The 13,549-nt window shown below is 36.4% G+C and carries 11 protein-coding genes and 1 other annotated feature (1 of these 12 only partly in view); of the genes, 10 read left to right on the forward strand and 1 reads right to left on the reverse strand.

Annotated features, from left to right (window positions below):
- Nucleotides 1-75, forward strand: a binding site (T-box leader); it begins 295 nt to the left of the window's first position.
- Nucleotides 76-137: 62 nt separating this feature from the next.
- From ACM6UH_RS00655 to ACM6UH_RS00700, 10 genes are all read left to right on the forward strand, one after another.
- Nucleotides 138-1,241 (forward strand): PLP-dependent transferase, encoded by a 1,104-nt coding sequence (locus ACM6UH_RS00655; protein WP_002484347.1) that lies wholly within the window; start codon nt 138-140, stop codon nt 1,239-1,241.
- Nucleotides 1,238-2,413, forward strand: coding sequence for a cystathionine beta-lyase MetC (gene metC, locus ACM6UH_RS00660; protein ID WP_002484348.1), 1,176 nt, complete (start codon nt 1,238-1,240; stop codon nt 2,411-2,413). The genes ACM6UH_RS00655 and metC overlap by 4 nt, the downstream gene beginning before the upstream one ends.
- Nucleotides 2,367-4,208, forward strand: coding sequence for a bifunctional homocysteine S-methyltransferase/methylenetetrahydrofolate reductase (locus ACM6UH_RS00665; protein ID WP_047505146.1), 1,842 nt, complete (start codon nt 2,367-2,369; stop codon nt 4,206-4,208). Before metC ends, ACM6UH_RS00665 begins: the two co-directional genes overlap by 47 nt.
- The gene (gene metE / locus ACM6UH_RS00670; RefSeq protein WP_141711952.1) at nt 4,202-6,448 is read left to right on the forward strand and encodes a 5-methyltetrahydropteroyltriglutamate--homocysteine S-methyltransferase; all 2,247 of its coding nucleotides are present in this window, start codon (nt 4,202-4,204) and stop codon (nt 6,446-6,448) included. The genes ACM6UH_RS00665 and metE overlap by 7 nt, the downstream gene beginning before the upstream one ends.
- A gap of 24 nt (nt 6,449-6,472) precedes the next feature.
- Nucleotides 6,473-7,213: a cyclase family protein gene (locus tag ACM6UH_RS00675; RefSeq protein WP_011304005.1), complete on the forward strand. Its 741-nt coding sequence runs from the start codon at nt 6,473-6,475 to the stop codon at nt 7,211-7,213.
- 332 nt (nt 7,214-7,545) lie between these two features.
- Nucleotides 7,546-9,423 carry an assimilatory sulfite reductase (NADPH) flavoprotein subunit gene (locus ACM6UH_RS00680; protein WP_047505140.1) on the forward strand — a complete coding sequence of 626 codons (1,878 nt, stop codon included), beginning with the start codon at nt 7,546-7,548 and terminating at the stop codon, nt 9,421-9,423.
- A 48-nt stretch (nt 9,424-9,471) separates the two neighbouring features.
- On the forward strand, nt 9,472-10,539 hold the full coding sequence (locus tag ACM6UH_RS00685; RefSeq protein WP_063489086.1) for a WD40/YVTN/BNR-like repeat-containing protein: 1,068 nt from the start codon (nt 9,472-9,474) through the stop codon (nt 10,537-10,539).
- A 191-nt stretch (nt 10,540-10,730) separates the two neighbouring features.
- Nucleotides 10,731-11,171 (forward strand): LytTR family DNA-binding domain-containing protein, encoded by a 441-nt coding sequence (locus tag ACM6UH_RS00690; protein WP_047505135.1) that lies wholly within the window; start codon nt 10,731-10,733, stop codon nt 11,169-11,171.
- Entirely contained in the window at nt 11,168-11,626 is a 459-nt protein-coding gene (locus ACM6UH_RS00695) for a DUF3021 domain-containing protein (RefSeq protein WP_011304009.1), read from the forward strand. The genes ACM6UH_RS00690 and ACM6UH_RS00695 overlap by 4 nt, the downstream gene beginning before the upstream one ends.
- Before the next feature lie 6 nt (nt 11,627-11,632).
- Nucleotides 11,633-12,097 carry a DUF4188 domain-containing protein gene (locus ACM6UH_RS00700; RefSeq protein WP_047505133.1) on the forward strand — a complete coding sequence of 155 codons (465 nt, stop codon included), beginning with the start codon at nt 11,633-11,635 and terminating at the stop codon, nt 12,095-12,097.
- Nucleotides 12,098-12,347: 250 nt separating this feature from the next.
- On the opposite strand, the gene ACM6UH_RS00705 is transcribed toward ACM6UH_RS00700, so the two are convergent.
- Complete coding sequence (locus ACM6UH_RS00705; RefSeq protein ID WP_011304011.1) at nt 12,348-13,532, reverse strand: thiolase family protein; 1,185 nt, start codon at nt 13,530-13,532, stop codon at nt 12,348-12,350.
- Nucleotides 13,533-13,549 lie beyond the last annotated feature (17 nt).

Consider the following 13,549-nt stretch of genomic DNA (forward strand, 5'->3'; position numbering starts at 1 on the left):
CGTACTGGATAAGGTTACTTTAGTGATAATGTAACAAACAAAGGTGGTACCGCGAGCTAAGCTTTCGTCCTTTACATCCGAATTTTCGGGTTTAAAGGACGGGAGCTTTTTTTATTTTTACAAGGAGGTTAACAATTATGAAAAATACTGAACTAGCACAAATCGCATTGTCACATGATCATACAGGCGCCATAGCCAATCCAATTTACTTATCAACAGCATATCAACACCCACATCTCGGTGAGTCAACAGGATATGATTACACACGAACTAAGAACCCAACACGCTCAGCATTTGAGGAGGCATTTGCCAAATTGGAACACGGCACAGCTTCATTTGCAACATCAAGTGGCATGTCTGCTATTCAATTAATATGTAATCTGTTCAAATCTGGTGACGAAATATTGGTATCTTTCGATTTATATGGTGGTACCTTTAGACTTTTCGATTTTTATGAACAACAGTATGGTATCCATTTCAAATATGTTGACTTCCTCAATTATGAAGAAGTGGAACAAAGTATTACAGAACATACTAAAGCATTGTTCATTGAACCAATCTCAAACCCACAAATGATTGAAGTAGATGTAGACCCGTTCTATATCTTAAGCAAAAAATTTAATTTATTAACTATTATAGATAATACATTTTTAACACCATACCTTTCTACGCCATTAGAAGATGGTGCAGATATCGTCTTACATTCAGCTACAAAATATATTGGCGGACATAACGACGTACTTGCTGGTGTGGTAACCGTTAAAGATAATCAACTTGCAGAACAATTAGGACAGTTACACAACATGATTGGTGCTACTTTGTCACCATTCGATAGCTACCTACTCCAACGTGGTTTAAAGACACTCCATTTGAGAATGGATCGTTCAGAATATAATGCGAAATTACTCTCAGAACGATGTAGTGACTTAGAGGCCATCGACAAAGTGCTTTATAGCGGACGTACAGGTATGTTGAGTTTACGTTTAAATAAAGATTATAAAGTGGATAAATTCTTAGAACATTTAAACGTCTGTATTTTTGCAGAAAGTCTTGGTGGTACAGAAACATTTATCACATTTCCATATACACAAACACATGTAGATATGCCAGACGCAGAGAAAGACAAACGGGGCATCGATGAATATTTGATTAGGTTATCCATCGGTATCGAAGACTATGAAGATATCGAACAAGACATTATTCAAGCATTAGAAAAATCTAAACAAGGAGTGATTTCATGAGTTTATCAAAAGAAACTGAAGTAATATTCGATTCACATAGAGGTGTAGATTACGATTCTGCAAATCCTCCTTTATATGATTCTTCAACTTTCCATCAAAAAACGCTTGGCGGCGGTGCACAATATGATTATGCCAGAAGTGGTAATCCAAACCGTGCCTTATTAGAAGAAAAATTAGCTAAATTGGAAGGCGGAAGCCATGCCTTTGCATACGCATCAGGTATCGCAGCCATTTCAGCTGTGTTATTAACTTTAAATGCAGGTGATCATGTCATCTTACCTGATGATGTTTATGGAGGTACGTTTAGATTAACAGAACAAATTCTAACTCGTTTTAATATACAATTTTCAACTATTGATACGACGCATTTAAATGAAATTGAAGAGGCTATTCAAGATAATACTAAACTGATATATATTGAAACACCTTCTAATCCACTGTTTAAAATTACAGACATTAGAGGCGCAGCCGATATTGCTAAAAAACATCATCTCAAACTCGCCGTAGACAATACGTTTATGACACCACTAGGACAATCACCCTTAGCTCTCGGCGCTGATATTGTCGTGCATAGTGCTACCAAATTCTTAAGTGGACATACTGATATTATTGCAGGCGTAGCAATAACAAACGATCAAACGATTGCCGATGCATTATATTTATTACAAAACGGTACAGGTACTGCCCTATCTGCTCAAGATAGTTGGACACTGGCTAAACACTTAAAAACATTACCTGTACGTTTTAATCAATCAGTTGAAAACACTAAAAAACTTTATGAGTATCTAGCACAACGTGATGAAATTGCAGAAGTCTATTACCCTGGAAATAGCGATTTACATTTATCTCAAGCAAGTCATGGCGGTGCTGTATTAGGTTTCCGCTTAAAAGATGAGACAAAAGCGCAAGATTTTGTAGATGCCCTTTCCTTACCTTTAGTTTCCGTCAGCTTAGGTGGTGTTGAAACAATACTTTCACACCCTGCTACGATGTCACATGCAGCTGTACCTAAAGAAGTAAGAGAAGCCAGAAATATCACTTTTGGATTATTTAGATTAAGCGTTGGATTAGAAACTGCAGATGAATTAATCTCTGATCTAAATTATGCATTTAAGGAGGCCTTCAATGAGTCAACTACTCGACAAACTAAAGCACAACATATTAGTAGCTGATGGTGCGATTGGAACCATTCTATATTCAGAAGGTCTAGATACATGCCCAGAAGCCTATAATATTACACATCCAGATAAAGTGGCGCGCATTCATCGTTCTTATATAGACGCTGGTGCCGATATTATTCAAACCAATACGTATGGTGCTAATTTTGAAAAGTTAAAACCTTTTGGTCTTGAGCATAAAGTTAAAGACATTCACTACGCAGCAGTAGAAATTGCTAAACAAGCTGCAAACGACGACACCTTTATTTTAGGCACAGTAGGTGGATTCAGGGGTATCAAACAAGAAGATTTAGAATTATCATCGATTCAATATCATACAGAAATACAAATTGAGACATTAATCGATGCAGGTGTTGATGGCATTCTATTTGAAACATATTACGATTTAGAAGAGCTTACAACCATTATCAAAGCTACTAAACGTAAATATGATATTCCGATTATTGCTCAACTCACGGCTTTAAATACAAACTATTTAAGAAATGGTACTGAAATCAATACAGCCTTGCAACAAGTTGTTAAGAGCGGTGCTGATATTGTTGGACTGAATTGTCATCACGGTCCCCACCATATGCAACAATCGTTTTCACATATTGAATTGCCCGATGGTGCTTATCTATCATGTTATCCAAACGCAAGTTTATTAGATATTGAAAATAGTCAATTTAAATATAGTGATAATGCAGCTTATTTTGGAAAAGTAGCTGAGCAACTCATCAATGAAGGCGTTCGTTTAATTGGCGGCTGTTGTGGCACGACACCTGAGCATATTCAATACATCAAATCATCGGTCTCAGATTTAAAACCGGTAAACCAAAAAAATGTCATTCCTATCGCTAAATATACGGGTCATTCGGAGAAACCAACACAAAAACAAAATCTAACATCAAAGGTTAAACACAGACCTACAATTATCGTTGAACTAGATACACCGAAACATCTTGACACAGACTTATTTTTCAGAAATATCAAAAAACTCGACGATGCCAAGATTGATGCCGTAACCTTAGCTGATAATTCGTTAGCCACAGTAAGAATCAGTAATGTTGCCGCAGCGAGTATCATTAAACAACAATATGACATCGAACCTTTAGTCCATATCACTTGTCGTGATCGCAATTTGATTGGCTTACAATCACATTTACTTGGCCTATCACTCTTAGGTATTAATGAAATTTTGACCATTACAGGTGATCCTTCAAAGATTGGGCACCTTCCAGGCGCAACCAATGTATACGATGTGAATTCTAAAGGGTTAACTGAAATTGCTTTACGCTTCAATCAAGGTATTAACACAGACGGTGATGCGCTGAAGACGCAGACGAACTTCAACATCGCAGGGGCATTTGATCCAAATGTAAGAAAATTAGACGGTGCTGTACGACGGTTAGAGAAAAAATTAGAAAGTGGTACCCACTACTTTATAACCCAACCGGTCTATAGCAAAGAGAAAATTAAAGAAGTCTATGAAGCAACCAAACATTTAGATGTGCCATTGTTTATTGGCATTATGCCTGTCACTAGTTATAACAACGCATTATTTTTACACAATGAAGTACCAGGCATTAAATTGTCAGAAGACATTCTCGAACAATTTGAAGCTGTTAAAGATGATAAAGCAAAAACAAAATCATTGAGCATTGAATTATCAAAAGCATTGATCGACACAGTGCATGAATATTTTAATGGCTTGTATTTAATTACACCATTCCAAAAGGTCGATTATACACTGGAACTTGCAAATTATTCAAAATCAATTACTTCAACTAAACAGGAGGCAATATTATGACAATTCAAACATCAAACTTAGGTTTTCCGAGATTAGGTAGAAAGAGAGAATGGAAAAAAGCCATCGAGGGCTACTGGGCAAATAAATATGATTTAGAAACATTACATCAACAATTAACAGATTTGCACAAAGAGAATTTATTACTACAAAAAAATTATAATTTATCTAGTATTCCGGTTGGCGATTTTTCTTTATATGACCATATTCTTGATACATCATTACTTTTCAATATCATTCCTGAACGTTTCCAAGGTAGAGATATCGATGATGACTTACTATTTGATATTGCCAGAGGTAACAAAGAACATGTTGCAAGTGCCTTAATTAAATGGTTCAACACAAATTATCATTATATTGTACCTGAATGGGACAATGCTGAACCAAAATTAAATAAAAATGTATTATTAGAACGCTTTAACTATGCAAAATCATTAAACGTCAACGCACACCCTGTGATCGTTGGTCCAATTACGTTTGTTAAGTTATCTAAAGGTGGCGACCAATCATTTGAAGAAAAAGTACAAACATTATTGCCATTATATAAAGAAGTCTTACAATCACTCGTTGATGCAGGCGCAGAGTATATTCAAATTGATGAACCTGCACTTGTTACGGACGATAGCGCAGATTACGAAGACATCACAAAAACGGCATATAATTATTTTTCTGAAGCAAACTTAGGTGATTACCTAGTCGTTCAAACTTACTTTGAACGCGTAAACTTATCATTCTTAAACAGCCTACCAATCAGAGGTATCGGTCTAGATTTCGTACACGACCACGGCTTTAATCTTAAACAAATTGAAGACGGCCAATTTGATCGTACGAAGACACTCTATGCAGGTATTATTGATGGTCGTAATGTATGGGCTGCTGATATAGAAGCTAAAAAAGAGCTTATCGAAACATTACAAAATTATACAGATGAGCTTGTCATTCAACCTTCATCTTCATTATTACACGTTCCAGTATCACTTGATGATGAAACACTTGATACTTCTATTGCAGAAGGATTAAGTTTTGCTACTGAAAAACTAGATGAACTCGATGCGTTAAAACGTTTGTTCAACAAAGACGATGATCAAAAATACAATGAATTGAAAGCCCGCTATGAACGCTTTCAAAACCAATCATTTAAAAATCTTGAATACGACTTTGATAGCGTCAGAACTTCTAGACAATCAGCATTTAAAGAACGTAAAAAAGCACAAGACGCACGCCTAAATTTACCTGATTTACCAACAACTACGATCGGTTCATTCCCACAATCTCAAGAAGTACGTAAATACCGTGCTGATTGGAAAAATAACCGTATCACTGATGAAGCATATAAAACATTTCTAAAAAATGAAATTGCACGTTGGATAAAAATTCAAGAAGATATCGGTTTAGATGTTCTGGTACATGGTGAATTTGAACGTAACGACATGGTAGAGTTCTTTGGTGAAAAACTTCAAGGTTTCCTAGTTACAAAATATGGCTGGGTACAATCATACGGTTCACGTGCGGTTAAACCACCTGTTATTTATGGTGATGTTAAATGGACAGAACCACTTACTGTCAAAGAAACATTATACGCACAAAGTTTAACTGATAAACCAGTTAAAGGTATGCTTACTGGTCCTGTCACTATTTTAAACTGGTCATTTGAACGTGTTGACTTACCACGTGAAGAGGTTCAAGACCAAATTGCATTAGCAATTAATGAAGAAGTATTAGCGCTTGAAAGTGAAGGTATTCAAATCATACAAGTTGATGAGCCAGCATTAAGAGAAGGCTTACCACTTCGTTCAGAATACCATGCAGACTATCTAGATAAAGCCGTTCGTTCATTCAAACTCTCAACATCTTCAGTCGCTGATGAAACACAAATTCACACGCATATGTGCTATTCTCAATTCGGTCAAATTATTCATGCAATCTATGATTTAGATGCGGATGTTATTTCTATTGAAACTTCTCGTAGCCATGGTGATTTGATTCAAGATTTTGAAGATATTACTTATGATTTAGGTATTGGTTTAGGTGTATACGATATTCACAGTCCAAGAATTCCAACTGAATCAGAAATTACAGCTGCAATTAACAGAGCATTACAAGAAATAGATCGTTCATTATTCTGGGTAAATCCAGATTGCGGTTTGAAGACGCGTAAAGAAGATGAAGTTAAAGAAGCCTTAAGTGTGTTAGTTAATTCTGTCGATAAATTACGTAAATCAACAAATCCAGCAACTGTTTAAAATTAACTTAAATAGGTGATGCGTATGAGTTATCCTTTATGGAAGCAATTAGAAGAATTAAAATCAGCAACGTGGGTCGATTTGACCCACACTTTTGATGAAACCATACCGTGTTTTAGCGAATTTGAACGGGCCCAAGTGTCGACACTATTCAATGTCGCAGACGACGGGTTCTATGTTCAAAATTGGAATGTTGTGAGTCAGTATGGTACCCATATTGATGCACCGATTCATTTTGTGGAACATACGCGCTATTTACATGAATTAAATTTAAAAGAACTTGCCCTACCACTCGTTGTTTTAGATTTTTCACAAAGCGTTAAAGCAAATTCGGATTTCATCTTAACACGTCGACACATTGAACAATGGGAAGCTGATAACGGCCCTATTGAGCAAGGCACCTTTGTTGCATTTAGAAGTGATTGGTCTAAACGTTGGCCCAACATTGAAGCTTTCGAGAATAAAGATGATGCTGGTGCGCTCCATTTACCTGGATGGGGACTAGACGCATTAAAGTATTTATTTGAAGAGCGCCATGTGAAAGCCATCGGTCATGAAACATTTGATACCGATGCCTCTATCGATGTCGCAAAAAACGGTGACATTATTGGTGAGCGTTATGTATTAGGTCAAGATACTTTCCAAGTAGAACTACTGACAAATCTTGATCAACTCCCAAGTCGAGGGGCAATTATTTACACAATCAGTCCTAAGCCTAAAGATGCGCCAGGTTTCCCTGTACGCGCATTTGCTATAAAACCTTAAACATATATTCGTATACGACAACATCGTATTTCGTTTATTACTATTAAAACCTAGCCATTATATTAAAAATTAAGAACTTGAGCACTTCTTAATTTACGATTCTCCTTTAAAATATATAACATGCCCGCATCATTATCGATATGATGTGGGCATATTTAAGTGTACTGGATATATGAGCTGTATAGGTCATTAGTTTGATTTTCAAATAAATGATAATTCCTATCATTTAAAATGATTCAATCAATGTTATAATTCAATAAAATTCAATATAGTTTATCATAGGGCAAATGCACCTATTTTCTATATAAATATAATCAATAGAGGTGACATCCGTGCAACTGAACCAAACCAACACCCCTTTTAATGAGGAGCAATTGGCACTTATCAATCAACTACTACCTATGTTAACACCTGAACAACAACATTGGTTAAGTGGTTATCTACTCAATCCAGCAACAACTTCAGTGTCAGATAACAAAACGGACATACAAGAAAATGAGGCTGGTATTACCGAAACAGAAACTAGCACTTCTACTGACCAGTCCGTGTCAGAACCTGTATCAGCTTCAACAGAACCACTAGACGTGCATGTACTATATGGTACTGAAACTGGTAATGCTGAAGAAATTGCTGAAACATTTGAAACAAAACTCAAATCCCAGAACTTAAATGTCCATCTCTGGGATATGGATGATTTTCCGAGAGATTCATTACCTGAGGTTGAACACCTTTTTATTATTTGTTCAACACAAGGCGTTGGCGAACCACCTATCAATGCGTTAGATTTATATGATTACCTTCACGGTGATGATGCGCCACAATTAGATCAAGTCAACTTTGCGGTACTAGCGCTTGGTGACCAAGATTTTCCTGATTTTTGCCAAGCTGGTAAAGACTTTGATCATATCTTAGGTCAACTCGGTGCGAATAGAGTGGCAGATAGAGTGGATTGCGACTTTGATTATGAAGAGACAGCTGAACAATGGATTACCAACATGATTGAGCTATTAACACAAGCCTCATCCAATACAAATGAAGAGACGCCTAGCGTTGAAAATGAGGACGTCACAATAGAAGAACCTCAAGCACCTTATTCAAAATCTAATCCTTTTCAAGCAGAAGTACTGAAAAATACCATTCTTACACAACCAGAAGCTTCTCGAGAAGTAAGACACCTTGAAATATCACTTGAAGGTTATCGTGAGGCCTATGAACCCGGTGATAGCTTAGTCGTTATCCCACAAAACGATCCTGTACTCGTGAACCAACTCATCGATGCACTTAATTGGGATGCTGAAACACCTATTCAAATGAACGACAGTGATTCAATGCGTTCGCTTAAAGAGGCTTTAACACATGATTTTGAAATTGCAAAATTAACGCCTGTGCTGATGAAAAATGCTGCAGAATTATTAGGTAATCCCATGTTAAATGCTAATATTCAAAAATCGGAATGGGTCCAAAACTATATTTACGGTAAAGATGTCATTGATTTAATTAGAGATTTTACGCCTGTTGCGCTTGAACCCAACATGCTACCACAACTGTTAAGAAAATTACCGCCACGAGAATATTCAATTGCAAGTAGTAACAAGGTAAATCCTAATAGTGTACACATTACTGTACGTGTTGTGAAATACGAAGCACATCGTCGTGAACGCTTTGGTGTTTGTTCTGTCCAATTAGCAGATCGTACGTCTGTTGGGGATAAGCTACCTGTATACTTGAAAAAGAATCCAAATTTCAAATTTCCATATGACACAGAAACACCTGTCATCATGATTGGTGCAGGTACAGGCATTGCGCCTTATCGTGCTTATCTTCAAGAAAGAGCTTATCTCAATCTTAAAGGTGAGCAATGGTTGATTTTTGGCAATCAAAATTATCATCATGATTTTCTTTATAAAGATGATTTGGAACAATGGCTCGAAGAAGGTGTATTAAGCAAATTAGACTTAGCCTTCTCAAGAGAAACTGAAAATAAAATTTACGTCCAACACCGCATCGAAGAAAATAGTGCTGAATTCTATAAATGGATTCAGGCAGGTGCCACAATTTACCTGTGTGGTAATAAAGATGAGATGGCAAGCGGTGTACACGAATCATTAATTAAAGTACTCATCAAAGAAGGTAACTTGGATGAAACTGAAGCCGAAGCCTATTTGACAGAAATGATTAAAAATCAACGTTACCAACGTGATGTATATTAAGTACATCACAAATAGACTTCAAAAAATGATAAAAAAGAGGCTAATCTGATGAGTCAATTCATAGCAACATATGCAAATACACTATTATTAGTTAAACAAGTTAATGGTCGTTTTCATATAGAAAAGAAACTAGAAGGAATGAACCCCACCGCCATCGCTCAGGATCCATTCAATCCTGACATATTATATTGTGGCACGTTTGATCGCGGTTTGTGGAAAAGCGTGGACAAAGGCGATTCATGGTTACCTATTGGCACACGCTTTACGTATAATAGTCCTTTTAAAAAGCAAGACATTCCTATGACATCCATTACTGCAGTCTCAGTCATAGATACAGGTAACAATACTGGTGCGGTATTAGTAGGTACAGAACCAAGTGCACTCTTTATTTCCTATGATCAAGGTGACTCATTTGAATTACTGACAGATTTCGCACATATTCCTGGAAAAGAACAATGGTTTTTCCCTCCAAGACCGCACACACATCACGTTAAATGGTTAGATAACAATCATCGCTCGCCCAATATCATTTCTCTTACAATTGAGGCTGGTGGTTTGATTCAATCTACAGATTCTGGACAACATTGGGAAGTACCGCAAACGGATCATGCGCCTATCGATATTCACGTACTCAAAAGTCATGACGAGCATCCCAACAAATTATATGGCGTTCTCGGAGATGCCTTTTTAAATGGTGGTAGAGATACCTTTATTGAAAGTGATGACTACGGTAAAACATGGACAACATTTATAGATGGCATTGAGCATAGATATGGTTATGGCTTGGCAATCAATTCAAATAATGCTGAGAATATCGTCATCTCAACATCAAATTCGCCAATGAATGCCCATAGTTATGAAAGTCATACATTTTCAACCATTTATGCTATTGATAAATCACAAGATAATGCCTGGATTGAAGCAACTGAAGGCTTACCTTCCACAAATGGCACGCTTATCTCCGCTGTCACTGAAAGAGATGGTATTTTTTATATTGCGAATAATAAAGGTATCTTCTCTTCCGACAATGGTGGTAAAAGTTGGCATCCTTTGAACATAACATGGCCAAATGAATTAACAGAGCAACATGTTTATCAATTGATCACTTTAGACTAAGTAATGTTAGTATAGATGATATAAGTAAACACCCAAAAGATTGTATGATAAATTCAATCTTTTGGGTGTTTTTATTTACACGTTTTTACCCTTAATCGCGCCACTTAGCTTCATATAGAAGCCACTTGCCTGTTCTATATAGTATTACAATCAAAAATTTGTTTTACTTAATGTAAGGGGAGGGACTGAACATGAAAGTAAAGGTTGTTTATGATCAAACATTAGACGAAGATGAAATCATACTATACACGCGTAAAGATGCCAACAATTTATCAGATATTATCAACTCAATTCAACAATTATCTCAAAATATATTATTTCCCGGAAAATACAACGAAACCATCTATTATCTTAAACCACAAGATATCATTTGTTTTCGGATAGAAAATAAGATATTAAATGTTATCACCGCTCAACGTCAATATACGATGAATCAACGTTTATACGAAATAAAAGCACAGCTTAATCATAGCTTTCTACAAATTTCAAAATCTGAAATCATCAATGTGAACTTCATTGATTATCTAACATTAAATAAAAATGGCACGATTGAAATTCGTTTTACTGATCAATCATTTACGTACTCTTCTAGAAGATACTTACCATTAATTAAGGAGGCTTTAAAGCTATGAAACGATTCTTTCACGGTGTAACCATTGGTATTACGATTGGCGTCTTTGTCTCTTTAATATTTTCAACACTATTTGCGCACCACCAATTTCATCCAGTTTCTCCAGAATCAACGATGGGTAGCATTTACTTTGCACATTTAACTGAATTACAAATTATGTTTATTGCTGTTGTGATATGGGCATTAATCGGTATCACATTCAGTTATGGCGCGCTTATCTTTTCGAATTCACGAAAGACATTATGGTTTAAAACATTAACTCACTTTAGTTTAATGCTCATCATCATGTTCCCACTGGCTATATTAGCTGGATGGTTTCCTCTTAAACTTTCAGCAATCATACTATTTGTGGTCATTTATACAATTGTTTATTTTATCATTTGGGGTATTGAAACAAGACGTAATCAACAAGATATAGACGAAATTAATACCATGCTCTCAAAACGGAAGGGATGATTTGATATGAATCAAGGTCGTTATACTGTACTACCTAATGAATCGGTCACTGTATTTTTGATTGGCCTTCACATCAACAAGTGGTATAAAGTCCATCACTGGTTGCCTGTACTTTTAGCTATGCCACCAATGCTCTCGGAATTATCAAAGGATAAATCACTCGGTTGTTTATCTTATGAAATGTTGTTTAAATATCGTGGTGTTATGATCGTTCAATATTGGGAAACAAACGAAAAATTGCTTAGTTATGCAAAAATGCCTGTACATTTAAAAGCTTGGCGCAAATTCTCGAAAAAATTAATGCATAATGAAGCCGTTGGTTTTTACCATGAAACATATAATGTAGATTCCCATCAATATGAAAATATTTATATCAATATGCCTGATTTCGGTCTCGGCAAAGCACTCGGTAATGAACCTGTAAGCAAAGCCACACATACTGAAAAACAACGACTAAAAAAACATACTTAACGCGTATTTTAAATCAAACGATATCATAATCATAGAGTTGAAGTTGAAATGTCAAAGGCATACGTACTGTCACAATAACAATCATTTATTACGAGATAGTTATAGCATCTTTTACTGAAATTCATAAATGTCATTCGCATAAAAAGAAAACGACAATTTCCATTACTGCAGAAATTGTCGTTTTTATTTTGAAATGTTTATATCACAAATATTTTATTTATTGTTATAACTTCATTTACTAATCCATGTGTTATCTCACATATTCAAAAATTCCAGCTGCGCCCATACCTACACCGATACACATGGTAACCATACCGTATCGTGTTTCTGGGCGTTTCTTCATTTCAGACAATAAGCGCCCTACTAACATCGCACCTGTAGCACCAAGTGGATGTCCAAGTGCAATGGCACCGCCATTTACATTCGTCTTCTCAGCATCTAATCCCACTTCTCTCATAGAAGCCAATGTTTGAGAAGCGAATGCTTCATTTAATTCTACTAAATCAATATCATTAACGTCTAAGTTAGCTTGTTCCAATACTTCTGGAATCGCATATGCTGGACCGATACCCATCAATTTAGGATCTACCCCTACTGCTTTAAATCCAACAAAGCGTGCAATAGGTTCTACGCCTAGCTCCTTCACTTTGTCACCAGACATCACAACGACAAAACCTGAGCCATCTGTTAATGGGGCCGAGGAGCCTGCCGTCACTGTACCGTCAGCCTTAAATACGGTTGGTAATTTAGCTAAAGTTTCTTTATTTGTATCTGGTCTAATGAGTTCATCTTCTTTAAATACTGCTTTACTAACAACAGGTCCATTGTCATCATATGTTACTTGATTGACTTCAATAGGTATAATTTCATCATCAAATTTACCAGATTGTTGCGCTTCTGCTGCGCGTTGATGACTTTGAACTGCATATGCGTCTTGATCTTCTCTAGAAACATGATATGTTTCTGCTACCATTTCCGCTGTAAGTCCCATCGGGTATGAAACGCCTGAATCTTCATCTTGAAGAATCGGATTATTCGTTGGTTCATTACCACCCATTGGCACAGCGCTCATCAATTCAATACCACCTGCGACAATAACATCTGCCTGATCGGCAATAATTTGATTTGCTGCATGTGCAATAGTTTGAAGTCCTGATGAGCAATAACGATTGACCGTTTGACCTGGTACTTCATTCGGTAGACCTGCTAGCAAAGCAATGGTTCTAGCGATATTTTGCCCTTGTAAACCTTCTGGGAATGAATTCCCTACAATGACATCTTCAACCATACTCGGTTCAAACGAACCACCGACTCTTTCTAATACACCTTTTAATACTTTTGCAGCAACCTCATCTGGTCTTTCATGTGCCATAGCACCATTTTTGGCTTTGCCAGCTGCTGAACGTCCGTAAGCTACTATATATGCGTCTCGCATTTAAATTCACCCTTCCT

Source organism: Staphylococcus sp. LKG4-2, assembly GCF_050955665.1.
Taxonomy (GTDB): domain Bacteria; phylum Bacillota; class Bacilli; order Staphylococcales; family Staphylococcaceae; genus Staphylococcus; species Staphylococcus saprophyticus.

What these genes read in the sequence shown, in the direction of transcription:
- ACM6UH_RS00655 (WP_002484347.1), top strand. Translation starts at nt 138, where the DNA reads ATGAAAAATACTGAACTAGCACAAATCGCATTGTCACATGATCATACA.
- metC (WP_002484348.1), top strand. Translation starts at nt 1,238, where the DNA reads ATGAGTTTATCAAAAGAAACTGAAGTAATATTCGATTCACATAGAGGT.
- ACM6UH_RS00665 (WP_047505146.1), top strand. Translation starts at nt 2,367, where the DNA reads ATGAGTCAACTACTCGACAAACTAAAGCACAACATATTAGTAGCTGAT.
- ACM6UH_RS00675 (WP_011304005.1), top strand. Translation starts at nt 6,473, where the DNA reads ATGAGTTATCCTTTATGGAAGCAATTAGAAGAATTAAAATCAGCAACG.
- ACM6UH_RS00685 (WP_063489086.1), top strand. Translation starts at nt 9,472, where the DNA reads ATGAGTCAATTCATAGCAACATATGCAAATACACTATTATTAGTTAAA.
- ACM6UH_RS00690 (WP_047505135.1), top strand. Translation starts at nt 10,731, where the DNA reads ATGAAAGTAAAGGTTGTTTATGATCAAACATTAGACGAAGATGAAATC.
- ACM6UH_RS00695 (WP_011304009.1), top strand. Translation starts at nt 11,168, where the DNA reads ATGAAACGATTCTTTCACGGTGTAACCATTGGTATTACGATTGGCGTC.
- ACM6UH_RS00700 (WP_047505133.1), top strand. Translation starts at nt 11,633, where the DNA reads ATGAATCAAGGTCGTTATACTGTACTACCTAATGAATCGGTCACTGTA.
- ACM6UH_RS00705 (WP_011304011.1), bottom strand. Translation starts at nt 13,532, where the DNA reads ATGCGAGACGCATATATAGTAGCTTACGGACGTTCAGCAGCTGGCAAA.